23 protein-coding genes and 2 pseudogenes are annotated in these 22806 nt (G+C 72.4%); 12 read left to right on the top strand and 13 right to left on the bottom strand.

All coding sequences use genetic code 11. From position 1 onward, the window contains the following. Positions 1-2: 2 nt before the first annotated feature. Positions 3-716: an efflux RND transporter periplasmic adaptor subunit gene (locus tag R2J75_RS12735; RefSeq protein WP_316410318.1), complete on the top strand. Its 714-nt coding sequence runs from the start codon at positions 3-5 to the stop codon at positions 714-716. Here R2J75_RS12735 and R2J75_RS12730 read toward each other — a convergent pair. After that, the gene (locus R2J75_RS12730) at positions 688-2073 is read right to left on the bottom strand and encodes a CCA tRNA nucleotidyltransferase (protein WP_316410317.1); all 1386 of its coding nucleotides are present in this window, start codon (positions 2071-2073) and stop codon (positions 688-690) included. The two genes, R2J75_RS12735 and R2J75_RS12730, sit on opposite strands and share 29 nt — an antisense overlap. Then, positions 2073-3062 carry an HAD family hydrolase gene (locus R2J75_RS12725; protein ID WP_243332996.1) on the bottom strand — a complete coding sequence of 330 codons (990 nt, stop codon included), beginning with the start codon at positions 3060-3062 and terminating at the stop codon, positions 2073-2075. The genes R2J75_RS12730 and R2J75_RS12725 overlap by 1 nt, the downstream gene beginning before the upstream one ends. A gap of 69 nt (positions 3063-3131) precedes the next feature. Here R2J75_RS12725 and R2J75_RS12720 point away from each other — a divergent pair, with 69 nt between their 5' ends. The 3 genes from R2J75_RS12720 to R2J75_RS12710 are packed head-to-tail and all read left to right on the top strand — an operon-like array spanning position 3132 to position 7565. Next, positions 3132-4172 (top strand): cysteine desulfurase family protein, encoded by a 1041-nt coding sequence (locus R2J75_RS12720; RefSeq protein ID WP_243332995.1) that lies wholly within the window; start codon positions 3132-3134, stop codon positions 4170-4172. A gap of 43 nt (positions 4173-4215) precedes the next feature. Next, a complete protein-coding gene (locus R2J75_RS12715) occupies positions 4216-5394 on the top strand; it encodes a class I SAM-dependent rRNA methyltransferase (RefSeq protein ID WP_243346282.1) in 1179 nt (392 codons plus the stop codon). Between the two features lie 11 nt (positions 5395-5405). After that, positions 5406-7565 (top strand): S9 family peptidase, encoded by a 2160-nt coding sequence (locus tag R2J75_RS12710; protein ID WP_316410316.1) that lies wholly within the window; start codon positions 5406-5408, stop codon positions 7563-7565. 255 nt (positions 7566-7820) lie between these two features. Here R2J75_RS12710 and R2J75_RS19930 read toward each other — a convergent pair. From R2J75_RS19930 to R2J75_RS12695, 4 genes and pseudogenes are all read right to left on the bottom strand, one after another. Then, positions 7821-8015 (bottom strand): annotated as a pseudogene (locus R2J75_RS19930) (GxxExxY protein); the annotation flags it as partial. Between the two features lie 136 nt (positions 8016-8151). Beyond that, a pseudogene (locus R2J75_RS12705) lies at positions 8152-8920 on the bottom strand (IS5 family transposase). Between the two features lie 88 nt (positions 8921-9008). Then, the gene (gene ttcA / locus R2J75_RS12700) at positions 9009-9824 is read right to left on the bottom strand and encodes a tRNA 2-thiocytidine(32) synthetase TtcA (protein ID WP_316410315.1); all 816 of its coding nucleotides are present in this window, start codon (positions 9822-9824) and stop codon (positions 9009-9011) included. A 6-nt stretch (positions 9825-9830) separates the two neighbouring features. Beyond that, the gene (locus R2J75_RS12695; RefSeq protein WP_243331852.1) at positions 9831-10343 is read right to left on the bottom strand and encodes an RrF2 family transcriptional regulator; all 513 of its coding nucleotides are present in this window, start codon (positions 10341-10343) and stop codon (positions 9831-9833) included. A 170-nt stretch (positions 10344-10513) separates the two neighbouring features. Between R2J75_RS12695 and R2J75_RS12690 the strand changes: the two genes are divergently transcribed. After that, complete coding sequence (locus R2J75_RS12690) at positions 10514-10942, top strand: nuclear transport factor 2 family protein (RefSeq protein ID WP_243331855.1); 429 nt, start codon at positions 10514-10516, stop codon at positions 10940-10942. Positions 10943-10953: 11 nt separating this feature from the next. Here the strand turns inward: R2J75_RS12690 and R2J75_RS12685 are convergent, their stop codons facing one another. Next, the gene (locus tag R2J75_RS12685; protein WP_243331857.1) at positions 10954-11778 is read right to left on the bottom strand and encodes a sulfurtransferase; all 825 of its coding nucleotides are present in this window, start codon (positions 11776-11778) and stop codon (positions 10954-10956) included. Positions 11779-11876: 98 nt separating this feature from the next. Between R2J75_RS12685 and R2J75_RS12680 the strand changes: the two genes are divergently transcribed. From R2J75_RS12680 to R2J75_RS12670, 3 genes are read left to right on the top strand one after another with little or no spacing between them, the layout of a single operon-like run. After that, entirely contained in the window at positions 11877-13631 is a 1755-nt protein-coding gene (locus R2J75_RS12680) for a PAS domain-containing hybrid sensor histidine kinase/response regulator (RefSeq protein ID WP_316410314.1), read from the top strand. Between the two features lie 3 nt (positions 13632-13634). Further along, positions 13635-14783 (top strand): SEL1-like repeat protein, encoded by a 1149-nt coding sequence (locus R2J75_RS12675; RefSeq protein ID WP_316410313.1) that lies wholly within the window; start codon positions 13635-13637, stop codon positions 14781-14783. Further along, positions 14780-15061 carry a GIY-YIG nuclease family protein gene (locus R2J75_RS12670; RefSeq protein ID WP_243346612.1) on the top strand — a complete coding sequence of 94 codons (282 nt, stop codon included), beginning with the start codon at positions 14780-14782 and terminating at the stop codon, positions 15059-15061. The genes R2J75_RS12675 and R2J75_RS12670 overlap by 4 nt, the downstream gene beginning before the upstream one ends. Here R2J75_RS12670 and R2J75_RS12665 read toward each other — a convergent pair. Beyond that, positions 15030-15686 (bottom strand): HAD family hydrolase, encoded by a 657-nt coding sequence (locus tag R2J75_RS12665; RefSeq protein ID WP_316410312.1) that lies wholly within the window; start codon positions 15684-15686, stop codon positions 15030-15032. The two genes, R2J75_RS12670 and R2J75_RS12665, sit on opposite strands and share 32 nt — an antisense overlap. A 60-nt stretch (positions 15687-15746) precedes the next feature. Between R2J75_RS12665 and R2J75_RS12660 the strand changes: the two genes are divergently transcribed. Genes R2J75_RS12660 through miaA form a run of 4 tightly spaced genes read left to right on the top strand, consistent with a single transcriptional unit; the run spans position 15747 to position 18991 of the window. Continuing rightward, positions 15747-16346, top strand: a complete 600-nt coding sequence (locus tag R2J75_RS12660) for a hypothetical protein (RefSeq protein WP_243331867.1) — start codon at positions 15747-15749, stop codon at positions 16344-16346. 38 nt (positions 16347-16384) lie between these two features. Continuing rightward, on the top strand, positions 16385-17761 hold the full coding sequence (gene purF / locus R2J75_RS12655; RefSeq protein WP_316410311.1) for an amidophosphoribosyltransferase: 1377 nt from the start codon (positions 16385-16387) through the stop codon (positions 17759-17761). Next, entirely contained in the window at positions 17758-18108 is a 351-nt protein-coding gene (locus R2J75_RS12650) for a hypothetical protein (RefSeq protein ID WP_243346609.1), read from the top strand. The genes purF and R2J75_RS12650 overlap by 4 nt, the downstream gene beginning before the upstream one ends. After that, positions 18101-18991, top strand: coding sequence for a tRNA (adenosine(37)-N6)-dimethylallyltransferase MiaA (miaA, locus tag R2J75_RS12645; protein ID WP_243346607.1), 891 nt, complete (start codon positions 18101-18103; stop codon positions 18989-18991). Before R2J75_RS12650 ends, miaA begins: the two co-directional genes overlap by 8 nt. Before the next feature lie 97 nt (positions 18992-19088). Here miaA and R2J75_RS12640 read toward each other — a convergent pair whose 3' ends face one another. The 5 genes from R2J75_RS12640 to R2J75_RS12620 form a co-directional block, all read right to left on the bottom strand. Then, complete coding sequence (locus tag R2J75_RS12640) at positions 19089-19835, bottom strand: lysophospholipid acyltransferase family protein (protein ID WP_243331875.1); 747 nt, start codon at positions 19833-19835, stop codon at positions 19089-19091. Positions 19836-19877: 42 nt separating this feature from the next. Further along, positions 19878-20561, bottom strand: a complete 684-nt coding sequence (locus R2J75_RS12635; RefSeq protein ID WP_243331877.1) for a hemerythrin domain-containing protein — start codon at positions 20559-20561, stop codon at positions 19878-19880. A 69-nt stretch (positions 20562-20630) separates the two neighbouring features. Next, entirely contained in the window at positions 20631-20855 is a 225-nt protein-coding gene (yidD, locus tag R2J75_RS12630) for a membrane protein insertion efficiency factor YidD (protein WP_308220515.1), read from the bottom strand. A gap of 86 nt (positions 20856-20941) precedes the next feature. Continuing rightward, positions 20942-22039 carry a flavodoxin-dependent (E)-4-hydroxy-3-methylbut-2-enyl-diphosphate synthase gene (ispG, locus tag R2J75_RS12625; protein WP_243331881.1) on the bottom strand — a complete coding sequence of 366 codons (1098 nt, stop codon included), beginning with the start codon at positions 22037-22039 and terminating at the stop codon, positions 20942-20944. A gap of 54 nt (positions 22040-22093) precedes the next feature. Then, the gene (locus tag R2J75_RS12620; RefSeq protein WP_316410310.1) at positions 22094-22792 is read right to left on the bottom strand and encodes a response regulator; all 699 of its coding nucleotides are present in this window, start codon (positions 22790-22792) and stop codon (positions 22094-22096) included. Positions 22793-22806 lie beyond the last annotated feature (14 nt).

The raw sequence follows: 22806 nt of genomic DNA, 5'->3' as shown, positions 1-22806 counted from the left end.
GCATGACCGCAAGACGAAGCCTCTTCCTCCTCCTCCTCGCCGCCGGGGCCCTGCGGGCCGGTTCCATCGAAGGGCGGCTGATCCCCTTCCGTCAGGCCGAAGTCTCGGCCCAGGTGTCCAGCTACCTGACGGAAGTCCTCGTGAAGGAGGGCGACGAGGTCAAGGCCGGGCAGGTGCTGGCGCAGCTGTTCGGGAAGATGGAGGAGATCGAGGTGCGGCGCGCCAATGCCCTCCTCGAGCGCAAGGAATACGAGGCCAAGGGCGCCACCAGCCTCTTCCGGGACCGGGTCATCCCCGAGAGCCAGGCGCGCGAATCCAGGATCGAGCTGGAACTGGCCCGCCTCAGCCTGGAGACGGCCCAGGAGAACCTCCGCCAGCGCACCATCGTCTCGCCCATCGACGGCGTCGTCCAGGCGCGGCTGCGGGAGGCGGGGGAGGCCGTGAGCACGGCGCAGGCCCTCTTCCGCATCGTCGACCTGGCCAAGGTCTACGTCCTCTTCAACGTCAAGGCCGAGCAGCTGCCCCGGGTGGCCCCCGGCCAGAAGGTGAGCCTGCGCCTGCCCCAGGTGGACGGCGCCCCCGCCCTCACCGGCGAGGTGGTGTTCGTGGACCCCAAGGCGGATTCCGACGGCTGCTTCAAGGTGAAGGCCCTGGTGGCCGAGCCGGGCCCCAAGGTCCGGGCTGGCCTCAAGGTGCAGGTGGAGCTTCCGTCCTGAGCCAGGCCCGCGCCTCGGCCTCCAGGGCCGCGGCCGTGTTGAGGCCGGGGTCCTCCAGGACCCGCTCCATCAGCTGGGCCTGAAGGCGGCCGAGCCACGGTCCGCCCTTGCGCCCCGCCAGCGCCATCAGGGCGCGGCCGTCCAGGGCCAGGTCCTTGACGGCCAGGGGCGGCTGGCCCTCGGCCAGGGCCTCCAGGCGGTCCAGGACCGCCCGGTGCTCCGGAAGCCAGGAGGCGGGGTCGAAGCCCTTGCCGGCCTGGTCCGCCCACCGGAAGGTCGCCCAGCGCGCCAGGGGAAGCCTATCGTCGGCCAGGCGCTTGAGGAAGCGCCGGCAGGCCGCGTCCCCCCAGGCCGGGGCGGGGTGGACCCCGTGGTGGCGCACGAGGGCCGCCACATCGTCCAGGAGCGCGTTGGAGGCGCGGAGGCGGGTGAGGATCTCCCGGGCCGCCGCCTCCGAGACGGCCTCGTGGCCGTGGAAGTGGGCGGCCCCGTCGGCGTCCACGAACCGCTTGGAGGGCTTGCCCACGTCGTGGAGGAGGGCCGCCCAGCGGAGGCCCGGGTCCGCCGGCGCCGCGGCCACCACGGCCAGGGTGTGCTCCCACACGGGGTAGCGGTGATGGCGGTTCTGGTCGCAGCCGATCATGGGGACGCACTCGGGCAGGAAGAGCCCCAGCAGGCCCGTCTCCGCCAGCGCCGCGAGGCCGCGCCCGGGTTCGGGTCCGCAGAGCAGCTTGGTGAGTTCGGCCAGCACCCGCTCCACGGACACCTTGGCGGCCACCGCCAGGCGCGGGGGGACGGCGGCCAGGGTGGCGGCCTCGATGGTGAAGCCCAGCTGGGCGGCGAATCGGCAGGCGCGGAGGGGGCGGAGGCCATCCTCCTGGAATCGGGCGAGCGGGTCCCCCACGGCCCGGATGAGGCCGGCGGCCAGGTCGGCCTGGCCCCCGTGGGGATCCACCAGGGCCTCCCGCCACCCGGGGGTGCCCAGGGCCTCCACGGGCAGGGCCATGGCGTTGATGGTGAAGTCCCGGCGGGCCAGGTCCTCCTCCAGGGTGACACCCAGGCGGACAGCGTCCGGCCGGCGGCCGTCCGTGTAGCCTTCGTCCCCCCGGAAGGTGGTGATCTCGAAGGGCCGGCCGCCCACCATGACCGTCACCGTGCCGTGCTGGAGGCCCGTGGGGATGGCGCGCAGCCCGGCCTCCCGGGCCCGGTCCAGGACGGCCCCGGGCAGGAGGGCCGTGGCCAGGTCCCAGTCGGGGCTGGGCCGCCCCAGCAGCAGGTCCCGCACCCCGCCCCCCACGAGGGCGAGGCCGGACCCCGGTCCCAGGGCGGCGCGGAGGGTGGCGACGGCGTCCAGCATCAGTGGGGCAGGTGGCGGGGCGCCTCGCCGACCTTGGCCTTGAGGGCCGAGCGGCGCTCGTCGATGATGCGCTCGGCGATGCGGTCCACCTGGAGCATGAGCCAGGCCGAGGTCGGACTGTTCTCCGTGAAGTCGGCGGGGCCGAAGTGGTCGATGCGCCCGTCCCGGCGGAGGCGGTCCACCTGCTTGAGGCTGAGGGGGTTCCGGGGGTCGTAGACCGCGTACCCCGTGCCCTGGTTCTGGCGCATGACGGAGAAGGCGGGGACGTCGGAGGGGCCGTCGGCCACGTAGATCATGTTGCGGAAGGGCACGCGGCGGTCCTCGGCGCGCATGGTCGCGTTCACCTCGATGGAGGCGTTCACGTTGCTGCCCTTGTTGATCTCGAAGAGGGCCCGCGTCTTGCTGGTGTTGTCGTAGGCCACGGCGATCTGGGAGATGCCCTCCACCTCCGGCAGCAGGGCCTCGTAGCGGGGCAGGTCCAGGTCCAGGGTGGCGTCGGGGTCGAAGCCCGGCGGGGCGGGGGACTCCAGGAACTCCGAGGCCCAGATCCCCTTCACGAAGGGGCGGATGGCGCTCCCCGCGATCATCTCCTTGAGGCCGGTGGAGACCACGTAGTGCTCCAGCTTCAGTTCGAAGCGGCGCGCCTCGGGATCCTCCTCCAGGTGGGCCTGGATGCGCTCGAAGAAGTCCGGCAGCCCCGGATGGAAGACGATCTCCCGGCCCAGTTCGCGCAGGCGGGCGTTCGTCAGCCCGGGCATGCGGCCGTGGTGCACGTAGGTGAGCAGGTGGTTCAGGTAGGCCGTGTCCGGGTGGAGGGTGACCCCCAGCCGCGCGAAGAACCCCGGCAGGGCGTTGACCTCCCGCCAGAAGGTGGGCTCGTCGATGCCGAAGGCCCGGAAGATCGGCTCCTGCATGTAGCCGGGGATCAGGGTCTTGTCGAAGTCCCACACGATGGCGATGACGTTCTGGGGGTGGAGCGGCGTGGACATGGGACCATCCTAGCGCGGGAAGGCCCGCCGCACCTCCACCGCCCGGGCCAACCCCGGTACCATGGGCGCATGGAACGGCTCTACTTCGACGCCAACGCCTCGGCCCCGCCCCTCCCGGAGGCCGCGGCCGCCGCGGCCCGGGCCGCCTCGGAGCTGTGGGCCAACCCCACCAGCACCCACCGGGAGGGACAGCGGGCCCGCCTCGAACTGGAGGAGGCCAGGCGCGCGGTGGCCGCGGGGCTGGGGGTCCCGGCCGCCCAGATCGTCTTCTGCGCCAGCGCCACGGAGGCCCTCCACCTCCTGATCCGGGGCCTGCGGGACGCCCTGGGCGCCCAGCCCGCCGCCGTCTTCCCCGGCGAGCACAGCGCCTGCCTGAACCCCTTCGCGGACTGGGAGGACGTGCGCTGGCTGCCCTGCGACGTGGCCGGGTGCGCGACCGTCGTCCAGATGGCCGCGAACAACGAGACCGGCCTCCGCTACGCCATGCCGGCCTGCCCCGGCGCGGTGCGGATCATGGACGCGGCCCAGGCCTGGGGCAAGGTGCCCCTGGACCTGGAGGCCTGCGACGCCGCCGTGCTCTCCGCCCACAAGATGGGCGGCCTCCGGGGGGCCGCGGTCCTGTGGATGCGCCCGGGCCTGCCCTGGAAGGCCGTGATGGAGGGCCCCCAGGAGCGGCGCCGGCGGGGCGGGACCGAGGACGTGCCCGCGATCCTGGCCTTGGCCGAGGCGGCCCGGGCCGTGCCGGCCCGCGTCGAGGCCAACGCCGCCCTGGCCCCCCTGCGGGACGCCCTGGAGGCCGAAGTCCTGGCCTGGTCCCCCGACTACGAGGCCATCGGGCGGGGCCGGGCCCGCCTCCCCAACACCTCCGCGCTGCTGCTGCGGGGCCACGCCGGCGAGGCCGTCCAGATCGCCCTGGACCTGGCCGGGTTCGCCGTCTCCACCGGGTCCGCCTGCCACAGCGGCGCCGTCAAGCCCAGCCACGCGGTCACCAGCCTGGGCTACACGGAGGCGGAGGCCCGCAGCGTGATCCGGGTCTCCCTGCTGCCCGGCGCCACCGCCGCCCAGGTGGAGGCCCTGGCGGCGGCCCTGCGGCGGATCCTCCGGCGCTGAGGCGCGGCCGGGGCTTCCGGGGCGTTGGTAGTAAGCTTGGGTCATGGAACGTTTCGAACTCGTCCGACTCCGGCCCGGCAAGGAAGGGCTTCTCTCCAAGCGGCACCCCTGGGTCTTCTCGGGCGCCCTGGCCGCGCCGCCCGCGGGGCACCTGGTCCGGCTCGCCGACGCCAGCGGGAACGTCCTGGCGGTGGGCACCGGCTCCCCCACCAACCCCCTGGCCGTGCGGATCTTCCGGTTCGGGGACCAGCCCCTGGACGCGGACTTCTTCCGGGAACGCCTCACCTCCGCGCTGGCCGCCCGGGACCTGCTGGGCCTGGACGGCCCGGAGGCGGGCTGCCGCTGGGTCTTCGGGGAAGGGGACGGCCTGCCGGGTCTCGTCGTGGACCGGTACGCCCAGGCCCTCGTCCTCCAGGTGGGCACCGCGGGCCTGGAGGCCCTGCGGGATCTGTGGTGGCCCATCCTCGCCGACCTCGCCCGCGCCCGGGGCATCACCGTCTTCGTGGAGCGCAGCCAGGCCGGGCGCAAGGAGGAGGGGCTGGCGCCCGTGAACCGCCTGCTCAAGGGGTCCCTGGCCGGCCCCGTCACCGTGCGGGAGGGCGATGCCCGTCTGTCCGTTGACCTCCTCAAGGGCCAGAAGACCGGCTTCTTCCTCGACCAGCGCGAGCACCGCCTCTTCCTGGGCCGCATCTCCCAGGGCTGCCGCGTCCTGAACGCCTTCGGCTACACGGGCGGCTTCTCCATCCACGCCGGGCTCGGCGGGGCCGCGGAGGTGGCCACCCTGGACATCTCCGGGCCCGCCCTGGACCAGGCGGAGCGGGACTGGGCCGCCCAGGGCCTGGACCCCGCCCGCCACGTGCGCATGGAGGGGGACGCCTTCGAGCTGATGCGGGGCCTGGAGCCCGCCACCTACGACCGGGTCATCGTGGATCCCCCCGCCTTCGCCAAGCAGCGCAAGGACGTGGACAAGGCCTTCAAGGCCTACAAGGATGTGTTCCGCCTGGGCGCCCGGGCCACGGCGCCGGGGGGCGTCCTGGGCTGCTTCTCCTGTTCCCAGCACCTGGACCGGGCGCGGTTCCAGGAGGCGGTGTGGACCGCCCTCCTGGAGGCGGGCCGGGAGGCCCAGGTCCTCGCCCACCTGGGCCAGCCCATGGACCACCCCTACGCCCTCAACCACCCGGAAGGCTTCTACCTGAAGGGCCTCTGGCTCCGCCTCGTCTGAAGGACCCCGCCATGAAACGCCTGATCCTGGCCTTCGCCTCGGCCTGTCTCCTGGCCGCGGCCCCGCCCCTGACCCCCGCGTGGATCCTCGGTCCCGAAGGCCGGGCCGCCTTCGAGCTGCCCCGCGCCCAGTGGCTGGCGGACGGCGGGCTGCTGCTGCAGGCGCCCCGGGCCGGGGACGCGCCCCGGGCCTGGCTCCGCCTGGATCCGGGCACGGGCGAACGCAAGCCCGTCCTGGAGCCCAGCCGCCTTCTGGACGCCCTCCAGGCGGCCACGGCGGCCCCGGTCCGCCCGGCGTCCCTCCCCTGGCCCCTGGCCCTGGACGCGGCGGGGCGCCGGGCCCTGGTCAAGTCCGGCGGGCGCTTCGTCGTGGTGGACCTGGCCGCGGGCACGGCCCGGGCCCTCCCCCGGGCCGACGCCGCGGCGCTCTCCCCCGACGGGGCCCGCGCCGCCTACGCCGCGGACGGCAACCTGCACGTGCTGGACCTGGCCTCGGGCGCGGACCGGGCCCTGACGGTCGACGGCGGCGGGACCGTCCTCAACGGCACCTTCTCCTGGGTGTACGGGGAGGAGCTCTTCGGCCGCACCGACGCCGCCTTCTGGTGGTCCCCCGATTCGCGGAGGGTGGCCTTCCTCCGCTTCGACGACGCGCCCGTGCCCGTGCACAGCTTCACGGATTTCCGCCCCTGGCAGGCGCGGACCCTCACCCAGCGCTATCCCCAGCCCGGCCAGCCCAACCCCCTGGTCCGCGTCGGCATCGCCGCCGTGGACGGGCCCGTGGTCTGGGCCGCCCTCCCCAGGGACGGCTGGGAGTACGTGGGGCGGCTGACCTGGACCCCCGCGGGCGACGCCCTGGCAGTGCAGGTCCTGGACCGGCCCCAGCGGAACCTGCAGCTCCTCCTGGCGGACCCCGCCACCGGGGCGGCCCAGCCGGTGCTGCGCGAGCGCGCCGACACCTGGCTGTACGTGTACGAACCCATCTTCATCCGGGGCGGCCGGGAGTTCCTGTGGCCTTCGGACCGCAGCGGTTTCCACCACCTCTACCGGTACGACCGGGAGGGCCGGCTCCTCAACGCCGTGACCCGGGGCGACTGGAGCCTCTGCCCCTGGGGCGGCGCCGCGGGCCTGGCCAGCGCCGTCGCCGCCGTGGACGAGCGGGAGGGGTGGGCCTACGTCACCTGCCGCGCCGCGGGCATCCTGCAGACCCAGCTCTACCGCGCCCGCCTCGACGGCACGGCCTTCGAGCGCGTCTCCCGGGAGGCGGGGACCCACGCCGTCACCTTCTCCCCGGACCGGCGCTGGTACGTGGACGCCCATTCCTCGGCGGCCGTGCCGCCCTCCCTGAGCCTGCGCCGGGTGGACGGCGGCGCGCCGCGCATCCTGGCCGCGCCCGCGGACCCCCTCGGCCTGGCCACCCCCGAACTGGCCACCTATCCCGCGCCCGGGGGGCTCGCGCTGCCCATCACCCTCCTCAAGCCGCGGTCCTTCGATCCGCACAAGCGCTACCCCGTGATCTTCTCCGTGTACGGCGGCCCCAGCGCGCCCCAGGCCGCGGACGCCTGGGGGCGGAACCTGCTCCTGGACAACCTGCTGACCGACGCCGGCTACATCGTCGCCGTGCCCGAGAACCGGAGCTCGGCGGCCCTGGGCATGAAGTACGAGGGCGCCATCGCGGGCCGCCTCCTGGGCCCCGTCGAGACCGCGGACCTGGAGGCCGCCGTGGCCTGGGTGACGGCCCAGCCCTGGGCGGATCCCGCGCGCCTGGGCGTCTGGGGCTGGAGCGGCGGCGGCACCAGCACCCTGGCCGCCCTCACCCGCACCCGGGCCTTCAAGGCCGGCGCCGCCGTCGCCCCCGTGACCGATTGGCGCTACTACGACACCCTCTACACCGAGAAAGTGATGGGCCTGCCCGCGGACAACCCCGAGGGCTACCGCGCCACCAGCCTCGTGGACGCCGCCCGGAACCTCCACGGCCGCCTCCTCCTCGTGCACGGCACCCACGACGACAACGTCCACCCCCAGAACGCCCAGGCCTTCGCCGACGCCCTCATCGGGCGCGGCCTCCTCTTCGAGCAGATGGTCTACCCCATGCGCGACCACGGCATGGGCGACGTGCCGGCCCTGGTCCACGTCTATGCGACCCTGCTGGACTTCTGGAAGCGGAACCTGTAGCGCCGGGACGGGAGGGTGGCCAAGGTGGGCCGGGCCCGGAAGGCCCTGGCGGCCTGCACTAGGGTGTGTTCGTAATCTAGGATAGTAATGGCTAATACCCATCCGTGCCGGAGCATGGAGGAGCTGGAATAGTGAGTCTGTGCTGCAGTGCCTGATGGCGCCGCGCATTCGCAGCATCCTATTGGAACGCGGAGGCGCGGAGGATCTCGCTGAGGCTCGCGGAGAAAGGATCAAGCCCACAAGCCCCCTCCACTCGATATCCAGGAAAACCTCCCGCTTCACCTTATGGCCGGCCAGTCTCAGGGAGTGCGCCAGACAGACCTTGTAGGGATCTTCCAGGAGTCCGTGCCCCAGAGCCTTCTGGATCTCGATGGCCTCCCCGATGATGGCCTGGGTGATCTCCTTGTGCGGATGATCCTCCCCGTCGACCTCTCCCCAATGCCTTCCCATCACGCCTCCCGTTGGGACGTGTCATTGGGAGGTGGCAGGTTCCAGGAGCGCTTTCCTCCGCGACCCTCTGCGAGATCCTCCGCGCCTCCGCGTTTCATAGGATCAATGAGGATCCGGAACGCTTGTCACCCTCCGCTCATAGCCTCAGCCAGATCACGATGCAGGCCAAAGCCACCTGGGCTGAGAAACTTCGCGCCGTTTTGTCGAACCTGGTGGCCAGCGCCCTGAACTGTTTGAGCTTGGCGAACCCATGCTCGATGGCATGGCGGGCCTTGTATAGGTGTGAGTCCCAGGCCGCCGGATTCTTGCGCCGGGGATGAGGTGGGATGACGGCTGTCGCACCCATGGCCTCGATCGCCTTCCTTACCGGGTTCCCATCGTAGGCCCGATCTCCGGACACGTACTCTGCCTGCCAACCGCACAGCAATCCTTCAGCAGACCGGCTTTCATGGGCTTGCCCCGGAGTGACTGCCCCGGAGTGACCAGGAAATCCAAAGGATTACCGTGGGCATCGCAGATCAAATGGATCTTGGTCGAGCATCCACCCCGAGATCGTCCGAGCGCCTGGTTCCAGAGCCCCCCCTTTTGCCTGCTGAATATTGATGAGCGCGAAGGATGGTGCCATCCAGCATGACCCACTCCAGGTCGGCTTCCTTGCGCAGGAACTCCAGGATCCTTTGCCACACGCCGCGCTTGGTCCAGGCCTCAAATCGCGTGTACACGCTTGTCCAAGGTCCAAATTCCTCCGGCAGGTCCCTCCACGGCGCCCCAGTCCTGTGCCTCCACAGGATCGCCTCCACCATGGGACGGTTGGGGTGACGGGATCGCCCCATCCCTCCACGCTCTGGCGGAAGGAGCGGTTCAAGCTTTGCCCACATGGCATCGGTCAGGAAACGTCTCGGCATCGTTACCCCAGGAAAATTCGTGGTGTACGAGCCTTTACGTATGAGTACAAGTTAACTATTTATCTAATCTATAGATTCCGAACACAGCCTAGGTGATCGGAGGGAGGCGCGCGTCCAGGAGGTGGCTGGTCTTGACGTTCTTCATGGCCTTCAGGAGGGAGAACTTCAGGTCCGGGATGCTCTCCTTCAGGGTGGCCACGAGGGCCTTGATCTGGGCGCGGCGGCTTTCGAGGACGGAGGCGCCGCAGAGGGGGCAGCCGCAGGGCACGAAGGGGTAGCCCTTGAGCCAGGCGAAGCGGCGCAGGTCCTCCTCCTCGCAGGTGCCCAGGGGCCGGATGACCGTGTTGGCCCCGTCGTCGCTGACCAGCTTCAGGGGCATGGTGGAGATGCGGCCCTCGAAGAACTGGTTGATGAGCAGGGTCTCGATGAGGTCGTCCAGGTGGTGGCCCAGGGCGATCTTGGTGAAGCCGTTCTCCTTGGCGTGGGAGTAGAGCACGCCGCGGCGCAGGCGCGAGCAGATGGCGCAGGGGGTCGTGTTGGGCCTGCGGCGCACCAGGGTGTCGATGGGGGCGCCGAGGATGCGGTGGGGCACCCCCATGCGTTCGCAGACCTCGGCGATGCGGTCGGGGTCGTAGCCGGGGAAGCCGGGGTCGATGGTGGCCCCGTGCACCTCGAAGCGGATGGGGGCCCGGCGGCGCAGGGATTCGAGGACGTCCAGGAGGGCCCAGGAGTCCTTGCCCCCGGAGAGCCCCACGAGGATGCGGTCCCCGTCCTGGATCAGGCCGAACTCATGGACGGCCATGCCGACCCGGCGCCGGATCCGCTCCTCGAGCTTCGGCAGGGTCCGCAGGTCCTCCTCGGTGGGGGGCAGGGCGAGGCTGGGGAGGGCGCAGGGGTTGCTCAAGCGGCCTCAGCCCAGCATGGCGGCGCAGCGGGGGCGCCTGCCGGAATCGAGCTGCTCCTGCACGCCCTTGGTGTACTCGGGGCAGGTGCAGTCCGGGCAGGTGTTGCTGCTGCTCTCCACGCAGAGGTCCGCGAGGGAGATGGTGTCCATGAAGTTGGTGATGTGGTTGCTGAGCTGCTTCCAGAGCAGCTCGTTCATCTTGGCGTCCGCGCGGAGGGCGGTCTTCGCGGTGACCGGATCCTCCTTGGCGGCCGCGTAGAAGCTGGAGTCCGTCAGGCGGAGCACGTCGCCCACCGTGACCTGGTTGCAGGGCCGCGTGATGACGTAGCCGCCCTTGGGACCGCGCACGCTGGCGACGATGCCGGCCTTCTTCAGCCGGTTGAAGATCTGTTCGAGGAACGGCAGACTCAGGTTCTGCCGCTGGGCGATGAGATGGAGGGGCACGGGCTGTCCGTGGCTGTGGTGGGCCAGGTCGAACAGCGCCTGCATGGAGTACCTGCCGCGGGCTGAGATCTTCAAGGGGCCTTCCTGTCGAACGGCTCAATATACTGTTCTTGATTGTTTTGGTCAAGTTAGGGGTCTCAACCCGGCTTTTGTCACCAAGAAGGAAAAACTCAAGAACGGTTAAACCCTTCCCGGCCCCGGCGCACTCATGGATCAGATGCCATTTGACAAGCGCGGAGGTCGCGATGCCCAGGGGTGAATCCAAGTACGTGGGGACCATCCGGGGAAACCTTGCCCTCTCGCCTGGGGCGGGACTGGCGCTGGGGCCCGAGGATGCCTGTCGAGCAATCAAGCGAACGGTCAGCGCTTTCACCGAGGCCTGGTACTGGGGCGACGAAGCCGCCCTGCGCGCCACCCTCCACCCCGATCACCTGAACCGGCTCCTGACCCTCGGGGACGACAAGCGCCCGCTTGGCGTCCAGGCCGCCCTGGGCGCGGGCATCGCGCCCGAGCGCCGCACGGCCTCCATCCGGGTCCTCGACCTTCGTCCCGCCTCCGCCAGCGCGGTGGCCGAGCTCCACGGCTGGGTGGTGCACCTCCACCTGGCCAAGGCCAGCGGCGCCTGGCGCGTCGTGAACGCCCTGTGGGAGACCCGCCCCGTCCAGGGCGCGTGACGGGGAAGGGCTCAGGCCCCCGTGGCCCGCTCCCGGCCGCTCCTGCACCATTCGCTCCAGGAGCCGACGTAGAGGGCCGCGCCGCCCAGCCCCGCCGCCTCCAGGGCCAGCAGGGTGTGGCAGGCGGTGACCCCGCTGCCGCAGTGCACGACGAGCCGCTGGCGGGGCGTGTCCCCCAGGAAGGCCTGGTACAGCTCGCGCAGCTCCCGGGCGGGCTTCATGCGGCCGTCGGGGCCGAGGTTCCGCTGCCAGGGCAGGTTGAGGGCGCCGGGGATGTGCCCGGCGACGGGATCGAGGGGCTCCGTCTCCCCCCGGTAGCGCTCCGGGGCCCGCACGTCCAGGATCTTCCAGTCGGGGTCCAGGCGGAGGCGGTCCACGAGGTCGATGTCGGCGCGGGGCAGGAGCCAGCGGTCCTCGGGATAGTCGGGGGCCGGCGGCGGCTGCACGCCCGGGGCGGGCAGGCCCGCCTCCAGCGCCGCCGCCATGCCGCCGTCGAGGACGGAGACGTCCTCGTGGCCGAAGGCCCGGAGCATCCACCAGAGCCGGGCCGCGCCGGCCCCGCCGGAGGCGCCGTCGTAGGCCACCACCCAGGTGCCGGGGACGATGCCCCAGGCCCCCAGTTGGCGGGCCCAGGCCGCGGGGTCGGGCAGGGGGTGGCGGCCGCCCCGCGCGGGGTCGGCGCCGGGCTCCAGGCCCGCGCCCAAGAACCGGTCCAGGTCCGCGTGGATGGCGCCCGGGAGGTGGCCGGCGGCGAAGGTGCCCGCGCCGGCGCGGCAGTCCATGAGGACGAAGGGGGCCGTCAGGTCCTGGGGGGCGACGAGGGCGGGTCGGGACATGGCTTCGCTCCTGCGGGGGTTCCCCCGGGGCGTGCACCTGGGGGACAATCATGATCGCACCTTCCAGCCCACTGCCGGACCCCGGACGAGTCGAGCCCATGACAGAACCGCACCAGCGCACGTTCGCCAACGCCTCCGCGATGCTAGGCGCTCTCTTCGTCCTCTTCGCCTGCGGCGCGGCCATCCTGCTCCTCCGGCCCGCGCCGAGCCCGGTGCTGCTGGGCGCGTGCCTCGCCGCCATGACCGCCACCGGGGTCCTGGGCATCCGCTTCGCCATGGTCCGCGCCCGGGAGGCCGACCTGGCCCTCGGCGAGGGCGAGCGCTACCTGGAGCGCATCGCCGAACTGGGCCGGGACCTGCACGCCATCGTCGACCCCGGCGAGGGGAGCTTCCTCTACGTGGGGCCCGCCTGCGAGGACCTCCTGGGCTTCCGGGCCGACTCGTTCATGGAAGGCGGGCTCGCCGCCTTCCACGCCCTCGTCCACCCCGAGGACCTGCCGGTCTTCGCTGGGCAGCTGGACCTGCTCGCGACGCCGCCCCCCGCGGGCGAGGAGGAGCCGGTGGTGGAGAGCCAGTTCCGCATCCGCAACCACCACGGCGCCTGGCAGTGGGTCCGGGCCCGGCGCACGGCCTTCGTGCGGTACCCGGACGGACGTCCCGCCGAGGTCCTGATGGTGGTGCAGGACGTCACCCGGCAGCGGTCCTTCGAGGCGGCCCTGGCCGAGGCCCACAAGACCGAAGGCCTCGGGGCCCTGGTGCGGGGCACGGTCCACGACCTCAACAACACCCTGATGGGCATCCAGGGCTTCACCGAGATCGCCCTGGAGGGGCACCAGCCCGCGGACGTGCTCAAGAACTCCCTGGAGAGCGTCCAGGCCGGGATCCAGCGGGCCTCCGGGCTCTGCCGCCAGATCCTCGCCTACTCCGGCCAGGGCCGGATCCAGATCTCGGCCCACCAGCTCAACGACGCCGTGCGCGAGAGCCTGGGCACCCTGGAGACCTTCGTGCCGGAGGGCGCCCACCTCGTCCTCGACCTGCAGAGCGACCTGCCCCCGGCCAGCGTGGACCTGACCCAGGCGCGGCACGCGCTGCTGATCCTCGCCTACAACGCCTCCCAGGCCCTGGGCATCCGGGGCGGGGAGATCACGATCCGCACGCTCCTGCGCCACCTCTCCGGGCAGGAGCCGGAGGCCCAGGGGCTCCGGGGCGACTTCGTGTGCCTCGAGGTCCGCGACACCGGGCCCGGCACCGCGCCGGACGTCGTGGCCGACCTCTTCGATCCGCTCTTCACGACCCTCCACCCGGGCCGGGGCCTGGGCCTCTCCACGGTCAAGGGGATCCTCGCCGAGCACCAGGGCGCCGTCCACATGAAGGCGGAGCCCGGCGTCGGCGACGCGGCGGCCCTCTTCTTCCCCGTGGCGGAAAAGGCGCCCAGAATCGACGAGGGGGACGAAGGCACGCCCCTGGCGGGGCTCTCGGGGGTGCTCCTCCTGGTGGACGACGAGCCCACGATCCGGGAGATCCTCCATCAGGGCTTCGAGAACGCGGGCTTCAAGGTCATCGAGGCCGCCGACGGCGTGGAGGGCTTCGCCGCCTTCGTGCGGCACCGCTCCAGCATCAGCGCCGTCCTCCTGGACCTCACCATGCCCCGCATGGGGGGGGACGAGGTCTTCGAGGAGATCCACAAGCTGGCCCCCGAGGTCCCGGTGGTCCTCATGAGCGGCTACAACCGGGACGAGGCCACCGCCGCCCTGGCGGGCCGCGGCCTGGCCGGCTTCCTCAGCAAGCCTTGCAGCATCAAGGAGGCGCTGGCCGCCGTGGTGCGGGCCATGGGCCCCGCCGCCGGGGCCTGATCCGTGGACGGCGCGGCCCTGGAACGGCGGCTCATCGGCCTCTGCCGGCGGCGCTGGTGGCTCCATCGCTGGCTGGATCCCCTTTACGCCCGCGCGGCCCGCAAGGGCGACCTGGCCCTGGTGCGGGAGGACGCGGACCGGCTCGGGGACGCGGCCGATGTCGCCCGGCTCCAGGGCCGGGCCGACGCGGAGGACCTGGCGGAGCGGGCCATGGCCCGCTGGCAGCAACTGGCGGACGGGGGGGACCCCGAGGCCGCCTTCCGCCTTGCGGAGGCCCACCGCACGGGCTTCGGCCGGCCGCGCAACCACTGGAAGGCCCTGGACCACTACCGGCTCGCCCTGGACCGGGGGCATCCGGAGGCCGCGGGGCGCCTCCAGGCCCTGGAAGCCGGTGAGCCCATCGTGGATGGGGCGTCGGAGGCGAAGGCCCGCCAGGCGCTTCTCCGGGCCGTGTACGGGGAGGCGGCGGGCGCCCGCCGGGCCCGGGCGGCGGCGGCCTCGTACCGGGAACTCCGGCGGGAGGGCGTGGGCTTCCGGATGGCCGCGTCCCTGCTGATCGGGGCCGGGGCCCTCTTCGCTTACGTGGCCCTGGACCTCTTCTTCTTCGGCCTGGGCGCCTGGCGACCGGATCCTGCCCGGGTCGCCTGGGGTGTCGTGGGACGCATCCATCCGCCCCGGGGCACCGGTCCCGGCCGGGCCATCCCGGGCTGGCTGCGCCCGGACGTGCGGAGCGTCGCCTTTTCGGTGGAGGACCACATCCACGAGCGCTCGGGCCGCTTTTCCCTGGGGGACTTCCGGGGCCGGGTGGTCTACCTGCTCGTGGTGGACGGCCGCCATCCGGCGGTGCGGGAGTGCCGGCCCTTCATGGCCCACCTGGCCCAGGGGGAGGACCCGGCCGTGGCCGGGTTCGTCCTCATGATCCCCTCCGGCCTGCCGATGGAGGACCTGGGCAGCTACACCCAGGGGTTCCAATGGGCCTTCGATTTCGCGCCGGCCATCGCCGAGGGGCCCAAGGGGGCCCGGCCCCTGGGGACGCTCAGCCGCTTCCCCATGAACTTCGTCATCGACCGGCAGGGCCGGATCCGGCAGCGCTGGCTGGGCTGGAGCGAGGACCTCACCCGGCGGGCCATCCAGGAGGCCCTGGCGGAATGAGCGCGGCCCTCTGGCACCTCTACCTGCTCCGGTGCGGCCGGTGCATCTACACGGGCATCACCACCGACGTGGCCGCACGCACGGCAGCCCATGCGGCTGGCCGTGGCGCCAAGTTCACCCGGGGCCGCGCGGACCAGGCCCTCCTCTTCCAGGCCCCCGTCGGCACCCGCGGCGAGGCCCTGCGCCTGGAGCGCGCCGTCAAGCGGCTCTCCCACGCGGCCAAGGAGGATCTGGCGGCGGGACGGCTCAGCCTGGAGACCCTGCGGACCGCGCCATGACGCGCAGGACGGCCGCCACCACCTCGGCGGCCTCGGCTTCGGGCGTCAGGCGGGGGTGGTCCCCCGGCACGGCGTCCCCCACGCCGATGAAGGGGAGGCCGGCGGCGTCCGCGGCCTGGCGATCGTGGGGCCGGTCCCCCAGGTAGAGGTGGGGTCCCGGGCAGCCCCGCATGGCCTGGCGCAGCAGGCCGGCGCGGTCCAGGGTGGGGAGGCTGCCCAGACGGCGGGCGCGCGGGTCGATGCCCAGCCGTTCGGCCTTGAAGGCGAGGACTCGGGGCGCATTGCCGGAGACCACCCAGATCGGGTGGCCGGCGTCCGCCAGGGCCGTCACCGCCGCCAGGAGTCCGGGGAAGGCCACGGGGGCGGGCTGGGCGGGGGTGAAGGCGGCCTCGAAGGCGCCCAGACAAGCGGCCTCGTAGTGGGCGTAGGCCGCCTCATCCATGGGGGCCCCGAACCGGTTGGCGTGCAACTGGCCGATGATCTCCCAGTCCGTGGACCCGGTGCAGGCCCGCAGCTCCGGCTCCGTGGGGACGCCGCCCCACAAGCGGCCGAGGGCCTGGCGGAGGAGGACGTAGCCCCCACCGAAGTGGCCGAGGGTTCCGTCGAGGTCGAAGCAGATGGGCATCGGACCATTGTGGGGCAAAAAGGGGTGGAGGGGCGGGGGGGCGGAGGCTAACCTGGAGGCATGCGGTTCTTTCAGTTGATCCTGGCTGCGGCATTCCTGTCCCTTCCCGTGACCGCCGCCGGATCGGTTCCCACCACCCTGGACTACCGGGTCAAAGTGCGCCTGCGCGACGCCGCCGCGCCCCTGGAGGGGACCCTCAAGGTGGCGACCCTCCCGCCGATCCAGACCCGCAACCGCGTCAAGAAACCCCGCTTCGTGGCCTGGCGGGTGACCCTGCAGCCGGAAGGCCGCTTCCCGGCCCCGGTGGCCGCGCGCCTGGCGCGCCTCCTCTACCTGGAGGGCCCGGGCCCCGGCCTCGTGCCGCGGGAGGGGGGCATCCGCGTCGGGAGCCGCTTCTGCCGCTTCTGGCAGGCCCAGACCCCCGCCTCGGTGGGGGCCTTCGTGTATCTGGCGGAGATCGGCCCCGATCTGCTCGCCCTGTCCTATCTGAGCGCCAGTCTGCCCGATGGGGAGATCGCCTCCGTGGAACTGCACCTGGACCGGGCGGCCTGCGCCCCGGGCGCGCTTCCCGCGGAGGAGGGCCGCGCGCTGCTGACCTCGCTCAAGCAGTGGGGGGCCCTCCTGGAGGAGTCCCCCATGCAGGAGGAGCGGATCAACTGACCGGCCCTGTTGGGCTATTCTGGATTCACGGGGGGATCATGGCATTTCGCGACGAATGTGGCGTGTTCGGGATCTGGCCGATGCCGGAAGCCTCCCGCCAGGCCTACCTCGGCCTGTACGCCCTCCAGCACCGGGGCCAGGAAGCCGCCGGGATCTGCAGCCGGGACAACGGCCGCCTCCACCTCCACAAGGCCCAGGGCTACGTGGCCGACGTCTTCTCCGAGGCGACCCTGGACCGCCTTCCCGGCGACGCCGCCATCGGGCACACCCGCTACTCCACCACGGGCGGCAACGTGGCCTCCGCGGCCCACCCCTTCGTCGTGGAGGGCCGCTTCGGACAGATCGCCCTCTGCCACAACGGCAACCTCACCAACACCGAGATCCTCCGGCACCGGCTCATCGAGGCCGGGCAGGTCTTCAGCAGCCCCTCCGATTCAGAGGTGATCCTCGCCCTCATCAACCGCGCCCAGGCCCCCAGCCTCGAGGACGCGGTGGTGGAGGCCCTGCGCCAGGTGGAGGGGGCCTTCTCGGTCCTGATCCTCACCGAGGACGCCCTCATGGCCGCGCGGGACCCCCACGGCTTCCGGCCCCTGGCCATGGGCCGGCTCGGGGAGGCCACCACGTTCTCCAGCGAGACCTGCGCCTTCGACCTGCTCGGCGCGGACTACGTCCGCGAAGTGGAGCCCGGCGAACTCGTGGTGGTGGACCGCCAGGGCACCCGCAGCCGCTTCCCCCTGGCGCGGGTCCAGGCCCGGCCCTGCGTCTTCGAGCACGTCTACTTCGCCCGGCCCGACTCGCTCGTCTACGGCCTTTCGGTCATGGCCACCCGCCGCGACATGGGGCGGCTCCTGGCGCGGCGCCACCCGGTGGCCGCCGACCTCGTGGTGCCCGTGCCCGACTCCGGGGTGTCCGCGGCGCTGGGCTATTCCGAGGAGTCCGGGATCCCCTTCGACTTCGGCCTCATCCGCAACCACTACGTGGGCCGCACCTTCATCGAGCCCCGGCAGAGCATCCGCAGCTTCGGCGTGAAGGTGAAGCTCAACCCCGTGCGCGAGCTCCTGCGCGGCAAGCGGGTGGTGCTCGTGGACGACAGCGTCGTGCGCGGCACGACGAGCCGGAAGATCGTCTCCATGGTGCGGGCCGCGGGCGCGGCGGAAGTGCACATGCGCATCTCCAGCCCCCCGACCACCCACCCCTGCTTCTACGGCATCGACACCCCGGACCGGGAGCACCTCCTGGCGGCCCGCATGGACGTGGAGGGCATCCGGACCTTCATCGGCGCCGATTCCGTGGGCTACCTGACCCTGGACGACCTGCAGGCCTCGGTGAAGGACGCCGGCGGCGAATCCTTCTGCTATGCCTGCTTCACGGGCGAGTACCCCGTGACGCCCCGGAGCAAGGGCACCTGCGGATGACGGGAACGGCCGCCGGCCCCGGCGGGAAGCTCCCCGCCCAGTTCGAGGATGGCCTCCGCCTGCTGGCGGCGGCCCTGGCCCTGCGCGAGGACGCCCGGAGCACCGGGGCCGCCGTCACCGCCGCCTGCGCCGCCCTCCAGTGCTTCCTGAAGATCCTGGAGACCGCCGCCGAACGGCGCCTGCCGGACCCCGGCGGGGAGATCGCGCGGCTCCGGGACCAGTGCGCCGCCCTCCTCACCCTCCGCCAGGATCCGGCCTCCGCCCTGGCGCACGCCCTGGAAGCCGCGCGCCTCGCCCGGGACGCGGCCTCCCGCCTCCTGGTGCTCCTGGAGGCCGACCATGGCTGAGGCCCCGGGTCCCATCGCCATCCTGGGTCCCACCGCCTCCGGCAAGTCCGCCCTGGCCGTGGCGGTCGCGGCCCGGACCGGGGGCGCGGTCGTGAACGGGGATCCCTTCCAGGCCTACGCGGGCCTGGCCATCGGCACCGGCCAGCCCACGGAGGCCGAGCGGCACGGCGTGCCCCACCGGGGCTACGGGTGCCTGGACCTGGCCACCGAGGTGAACCCCGCCGGCTTCGGCGCCCAGGTGCGCGCGTGGCTGGAGGAAGGCCCCGCCCCCGTCCTCGTGACCGGCTCCGGCCTCTACCTGCGGGGGATCTGGAACCAGCTGACGGACCTGCCCGAAGTGCCTCCGGCCCTCACCCTGCGGGTGCGGGCCTGGGCCGAGGCCCTGGGGGGCCCCGTCCTCCACCGGTACCTGGCCGCGGTGGACCCGGCCCGGGCCGCCGACCTCCACCCCAACGACCGGTCCCGCATCCAGCGGGCCCTGGCCCTGCACCTGGCCACCGGACAACGCCCGTCCAGGCTTCTGTCCGGCGTCATCCAGGGCGTGCCTCCCGGCTGGCGGGCGATCCTCGTCCTGCCGGGCCGCGAACGCCAGCGTGCCCGCGTGGCAGCTCGAGTCCGGGCCATGGTCCGGGCCGGGTGGCGCCGGGAGGCCGAGGCCGTCCGGGAGGCGGGCCAGGAAGCGGACCTGCGCCGCCTGAAGCCCCTGGGCTACCTCGACTGGCTGGATGCCCCCAGGGGCGCCGAGGCCCGCATCATCCAGGCCACCCAGGCCTACGCCAAGCGCCAGGGCACCTGGTTCCGGAACCAGTGGCCGGAGCTTCCCGTGTGGGACCCCGACGCCGAGCCGGTGGAGGTGGCGATGGCCCGGCTGGGCGTCGCCTGACCCCGCTTCCGACCCCCTCGATCGGTCCCGACCGATTCCGGCGGCCTCCAGGCGCGGGCTGGGCTCCGAGGGGGCAGGCCCCGCGCCCGGCCCCCGGTCAAAGCCGTTCGTGGGCCTGTTCGCGCAGGTTCGCGATCCGGGCGCGCACCTCGGCCATGAGCTCCTCCCGGTTGTCGTAGGCCGCCGGATCCACCGGCGCGCCCACGGCGATGACGTAGGTGCAGGGCCGAACCAGGAGGCTACCGGGCGGGAGCATGGTGTAGGCCCCGCCGATGCCCAGGGGGACGATGGGGGTGCCGGCGTCCTGGGCCAGGGCGAAGCCGCCCTTCTTGAAGGGCAGCAGGTCCCCGGTGCGGGTGCGGGTGCCCTCCGGGAAGATGACGACGCTCTTGCCGCCCCGGATCTGGCGCGCGGCCTCGGCGATGCTGGCCACGGCCTTCTCCCGGTTGCTGCGGTCGATGAAGATGGTGCCGCCCATGGCCGCCGCCCAGCCCACGGGCACCATCCACTTGAGTTCCTTCTTGGAGATGTAGACGGCCGGGATGGGCAGGGCGCCCATGAGGACGGGGGGGTCCAGGATGCTCTCGTGGTTGGCCATGAAGACCACGGGCTGGCGCTGCTCCCGGATCTCTTCGGGAAGGGCCTCCCAGCCCAGCACCACGTTGTGCATGCCGAAGAACCCGAAGACCGAGCGGCTCCACAGGGGCGCGAAGGTCCAGAAGCTGCGCTTGGGCCCCAGGAAGGCCGCGCCCAGGATGATCGCCACCGCGGCGAGGGGGAGCGTGACCAGGCCCCACGCCGTCACCACGACCCGCCAGGGCCAGCTGCTCTTCCATCCTCGCACGGGTCGCTCCTGTGCCATTCTTGCCCGAAAACCGGCTTTTTGCTACCGGGGCAGGGAGCGGGGGAAGAGGATGTGGTTCTCCAGGAACAGGTGGAGGTGCAGGTCCTCCTCCAGGTTCCGGAGGGCGAGGCAGATGAGGCGGTAGTCCCGGCCGGCCTCCGCGGGGATGGCGTAGTCCCCGGTGAGCATGCGGATGGTGTGGAAGAGCTCCTCGGCCACCTCGTGCTCGGCGGTGATGGTGCGGGCCTGTTCCGTGGGGGTGCTCAGGGAGAGGGGCGGCTCGGCGCCGTGCTCGATGGCGCGGATGGCGGGGAAGAGGTTGCGCTCCTCCATCTGGAAGTGGGCGACCAGGTCCCGGGTGAGGGCCGCGATGTGGACCTTCACCTTGATGAGCGTCACCTGCCCGGGGCCGGGCACGGCCAGGGCGCGGTCCACGAGCTTCTGGATGCGGACCAGTTCGTCCCGCGTGAAGGCGTGGTGGTGGGTGACGATGTGTTCGATCAGCTCGGTCAGGGGCGCGTGGGTCCAGTCCCGGCGGGGCTGGGGCGGGTGGGCCGCCAGGTCCCGGGCGGTGGCCTCGGGGTCCAGCCCAAGGGGGGCGCAGGCCTCGGCGAGGGTGAGGGATCCATCCTGGAGCGGGTCGAGACCCAGGCGGATGAGATGGCGAAGGGCCGCCGGGGAGGCGGAGGCCAGGGTATCGAGGGTCGGGGTGGGGTCGAGGGGCATGCCAGGGATCCGGGTCAAGGGCAGGTTTCCAGGATGGACGGTCGGCGTCCGGGATTCAATGGCCGACCCTCAGGGGACCGGATCGGGGCCGTGGCCCCCGAAGGGGTTGCAGCGCAGGATCCGCCAGGTGGTGAGGGCGCCGCCCTTGAGGGTGCCGTACTTCCGCACGCACTCCAGGCCGTACTGGCTGCAGGTGGGCGTGAAGCGGCACTGGGTGGGCAGGAGGGGGCTCAGGGTGCGCTGGTAGGCGCGGATCGCCCCCCGGGCCGCCCAGGCCGTGGGCTGCCAGGGCACCGGCAGGAGGGCCTCCAGGAGGAGGAACCCGCCGAGGGCGAGGAGGGGGTGGGACAGGGCCGCGTCGATCACCCGGCGGCTCCCGCTCACGGCACCTGCTCGGCCTTGAACTTGCGGGCCTCCTCCAGGAAGGCGGGGACGAGGTCGACCTCCTTCACCTTCCGGATGAGCACGCCCTTGCGGTAGATCAGGCCCTCGCCGGCGCCGCCCGCCACGCCCAGGTCGGCGTCCCGGGCCTCGCCGGGGCCGTTGACCACGCAGCCCATGACGGCGTAGGTGACGTCCTCGTGGTTGATCTGCCGGAGCCCCTCCTCGATCTCGTGGGCCACGCGGTTGAGGTCGATCTGGACCCGGCCGCAGGAGGGGCAGCTGACCATGTGGAAGCCGCCGCTGCGCAGCTCCAGGGCGCGCAGGAGCTCATGGCCGATGCGCACCTCCTCGGTGCCTTCGCCGGTGAGGGAGACGCGGATCGTGTCGCCCAGGCCCTCCGCCAGGAGGATGCCGAGCCCGGCGCTGCTGCGGATGGTGGCCCCCCAGGGGGTCCCGGCCTCGGTGATGCCCAGGTGGAAGGGGTAGTCCACCTGCTTCGCCAGGAGCCGGTAGGCCTGCACGGTGCGGACGACGTCGCTGGCCTTGAGGGAGATCTTGGTGGCGTAGAAGCCTTCCTTCTCCAGCATCTCCAGGTGGCGCAAGGCGCTTTCCACCATGGCCTCGGGGGTGGCGCCGGCGAACTTCTCCACCAGGTCCTTCTCCAGGCTGCCGGCGTTGACGCCGATGCGGATGGGGATGCCCTTCTCGCCGGCCTTGTCCACCACGGCCCGGACCCGGTCCTGGCCGCCGATGTTGCCCGGGTTGATGCGCAGGCAGGCGGCACCGCCGTCGGCCGCCACGAGGGCGAGGCGATAGTCGAAGTGGATGTCGGCCACCACGGGGATGGGGCTGCGGGCCGTGATCTCGTGGAAGACCTCGCCGGCCTTCTTGGTGGGAACCGAAACGCGGACGATCTCGCAGCCGGCGGCGGCGTACTCGTAGATCTGGTTGACGGTGGCCTCCACGTCCCGGGTGTCGGTCTTCGTCATGCTCTGGACGGAAATGGGGGCGTCGCCGCCCACCGGGACACCGCCCACGTGGATCTGGCGGGTGCGGCGGCGGGGCGAAAGGGGCTGCAGGGGGAAGTCGGGCATGGGGTCCTCGGCCAGCGGGGCTGGACCTCCAGTCTAGGACATGTTCGTCCGGAACTAACCTCTGAAGGGGGGCCTGCTGGACAGGTCCAGGTCCAGGATGCGGCCCGAGGCGTACGGCTTGGTGATGTACGTATGCAGGTTCTGGATCTTCCGCAGCACCTGGGAGGTCTCCTCCAGGCAGGCCCGGAGGTCCTCCAGGTCCTGGACGGACGGCGCGGTCCGGGCGTGGATGAGGCGGTCCAGCTGGATCTGGGCGGCGGACAGGGGCTGGGCCAGCTCGTGGGCGGCGCCGCCGGCCACCTCGAGCAGGGCGCGGTTCCGCTCGCCCGCAAGGGCGGCCTCCCGCTGTCGGGACAGGCGCACCAGCATGCGCAGCTTCACCAGGAGCTCGGACAGCACGTAGGGCTTGGTGAGGTAATCGATGCCGCCCGATTCGATGCCCGACTTCACCCAGTCCTCGCCGATGCGCACGGCGCTGATGAAGATGAGCGGGGTCGCCGCGTTCAGCGGTCCCTGGCGGATGCGCCGGCAGGTCTCGATGCCGTCCATGCCCGGCAGGCTCACGTCCATGAGGATGCCTTCGAAGACTTCCCGGGCGCAGGCCTCCAGGGCCTCGGCGCCGCTCTGGGCGAGGGTCGTCTGGAAGGGCTGGCCCCGGAGCTCCCGGGCGTGCACCTTCAGGTTTTCCGCCAGGTCGTCCACGATGAGGATGCGGCCGGGGCGTTCGGGGCTGGGGGTGTACAAATCAACCATGGGGCTCCCGGGAA

The sequence above is a fragment of the Mesoterricola sediminis genome (assembly GCF_030295425.1).
GTDB lineage: Bacteria > Acidobacteriota > Holophagae > Holophagales > Holophagaceae > Mesoterricola > Mesoterricola sediminis.
The sequence above is the reverse complement of the archived record's forward strand: the minus strand, read 5'-3'. Positions and strand labels throughout refer to the sequence as shown.